The organism is Nitratidesulfovibrio oxamicus (assembly GCF_015731765.1).
GTDB lineage: Bacteria > Desulfobacterota > Desulfovibrionia > Desulfovibrionales > Desulfovibrionaceae > Cupidesulfovibrio > Cupidesulfovibrio oxamicus.
Map to the genome: position 1 here is coordinate 1 of NZ_VRYY01000377.1, position 2501 is coordinate 2501.

Annotated in this window: 3 protein-coding genes; all 3 read right to left on the reverse strand. The window is 68.3% G+C overall.

The annotated features are described in order from the left end of the window. Positions 1-389, reverse strand: a 389-nt coding sequence (gene tsaB / locus FVW20_RS12460; RefSeq protein WP_307831521.1) for a tRNA (adenosine(37)-N6)-threonylcarbamoyltransferase complex dimerization subunit type 1 TsaB, incomplete at its 3' end; no start/stop codon positions are given. Beyond that, positions 386-1450: an RIP metalloprotease RseP gene (gene rseP, locus FVW20_RS12465; RefSeq protein WP_196609870.1), complete on the reverse strand. Its 1065-nt coding sequence runs from the start codon at positions 1448-1450 to the stop codon at positions 386-388. The genes rseP and tsaB, both read right to left, overlap by 4 nt. Further along, positions 1447-2501: 1-deoxy-D-xylulose-5-phosphate reductoisomerase (dxr, locus tag FVW20_RS12470; protein WP_196609871.1), on the reverse strand; the 1055-nt coding region annotated here is incomplete at its 5' end. The genes dxr and rseP, both read right to left, overlap by 4 nt.

The window sequence follows — 2501 nt, forward strand, 5'->3', positions numbered from 1 at the left end:
CACGGCAGCAGCGGGCCGCAGGCCAATAGTTGCGTGTACGAAAGCCCGGCCTGCTCCGCGCCCAGCGCGCGGGCCATGCCCGCCGCCGTGGACAGCACCAGGCGCAGCCCGGTGAAGCTGCCGGGGCCTTGCACGCAGGCAATGCGCCGCACGTCGGCCAGTGAAAGGCGCATCCGCTCGAAGGCGTCGGCAAGGGCCGGGGCCAGCAGTTCCGTGCCCTGCGAGGGCACGTGCCATTCCTGCGCGAACAGGGTTTCGCCGTCGCGCAGGGCGGCGGCCTGCACGCGCGATTCCGCCGCGTTCAGGGCCAGGGTGATGCTCCCGCCGCCATGTGCGGCGCAGGTCCCCGTCCCTCCGGCCAGTCCCGCCGCCTCGGTCGTCTGGGTCACTGCAGGTTCCGCACGATGTCGTTGTAGGTGGCCAGCAGCATGAGTGCCAGCAGGAAGGCCAGGCCGATGCGGGTGGTAATCTCGCGCAGGCGGGCGTTGACCGGACGGCGCATGACCATTTCCATGGTCAGGAAGATGATGTGCCCGCCGTCCAGCACCGGTATGGGCAGCAGGTTCAGCAGGCCCAGGTTGATGCTGATCAGCGCGGTAAGGGCCAGCACGTTGTCCAGCCCCTGGCGGGACTGCTCGCTGACCATCTGGGCGATCATGATGGGCCCGCCCACGGAATCCAGCGGCACCACCCGTTCGAATATCTTCTGCACGCTCTGGCCGGTGATGACGATCATCCGCCATGTCTGGTCCAGCCCGGCCTTCATGGCCGAGGAACCGTCCAGCGGCAGGGATACGGTGCGCCCCGAAGCCTGGATGCCGATGAGCCAGGTGTGCTCGTCCTCGCCGAAAATGGTCTTGCGGGTGCGCACCTCGGGTTTCACGTCCAGGGTCAGGGCCGTGCCGTTGCGGTCGATGGCGATGGCCAGTTCGCGGCCCTCGCTGGCCACGATGGACCCGGCCACATCGTCCCACCACTGCACCGGCTTGCCGCCGATGGACACGATGCGGTCGCCGGGGGCCACGCCCGCGATGGCGGCGGGGCTTTCCGGCTGTACCCGGCCCACTTCCGGGGCCAGCTGGAACTGGCCGTGCGCCCAGAACAGCCCCCAGTAGATGAACCACGCCAGCAACAGGTTGAACACCGGTCCGGCGGCAATGACCAGCAACCGCTGCCACGCCGGGCGCAAGGTGAAGCTGTGCCGCTTTTCGAAGCCTTCGGGCAGTTCGGCCTCTTCGCTTTCGCCCACCAGCGACACGTAGCCGCCCAGGGGCACCAGCGACAGCCGGTAGTCGGTCAGGCCGCTGCGCCAGCCGAACAGGCGCGGGCCGAAGCCCAGCGAAAAGGTCTGTACGCCGATGCCGAACAGTCGGGCGATCAGGAAGTGGCCGAGTTCGTGGAAGAATATCAGGCCGCCAAGGACCAGGAGTACCGAAAGGAAGCTGCTCATGCGTTGCCCGTTCCTTGCGTGCCAGCCGCGTCTGCCCAGTGGTGCACGCGGCGGCGGGTTGCGGCGTCGAGCGCCTCTATGTGGTAGATGTCGTGCATCAGGAATGTTCCGGTGGTGTCAGGTGATGCAGCGTCTGGCGATTTGGTGTCCGGCGATTCTGTGTCCGGCGATTCTGCTTCATGGGCGTCCAGCGCCCGTTCAATGAGCGCGGGAATGTCCATGAACCCGATGCGCCCGTGCAGGAAAAGATCCACCGCCGCCTCGTTGGCGGCGTTGAGCACCACGGGCAGGCCCGCGCCGCCGGGGGTGTGCGCCTCTGCAGCAACCACGCGCCGCGCCAGCGCAAGACACGGGAAAGAGGATAAGTCGGGGGCCTCGAAGGTCAAGCTGCCCGCCCGCACAAGGTCCAGCGGGGCCACCCCGGTGTCCACGCAACGCGGCCACGCCATGCAGTAGGCGATGGCGATGCGCATGTCCGGCGTGCCCAGGTGGGCGATCTGCGAGCCGTCGGCGTATTCCACCAGCGAGTGCACGATGGACTGCGGGTGCACCACCACCTCTATGTACTCCGGAGCCACCCCGTACAGGTGGTAGGCCTCGATGACCTCCAGCCCCTTGTTCATCAGCGTGGCGGAATCGATGGTGATCTTGGCGCCCATGGACCAATTGGGGTGGTTCAGGGCCTGCTCGCGGGTGACCGTGGACAGGAAGGCCCGGTCGCGCCCCCGGAACGGCCCGCCCGATGCGGTAAGGATGACCCGGCGCACGGCATGGGGAACACGGGACATGTCGTGCACGCGCAGGGCCTGGAACACGGCGTTGTGCTCGGAATCCACGGGCAGCACCACCGCGCCCGTTTCGGCGCATATCTGCCGGATCAGCGCGCCCGCCAGCACCAGCGATTCCTTGTTGGCGAGGCAGATCACCTTGCCCGCCCGCGCCGCCGCCACCGTGGCCCTCAGCCCGGCGGCGCCCACCTGGGCGGACAGTACCGTCGAGGCATTCGGCAGGGCGGCCAGCGCGGCGTACCCCTCCGGCCCCACGTGGATGT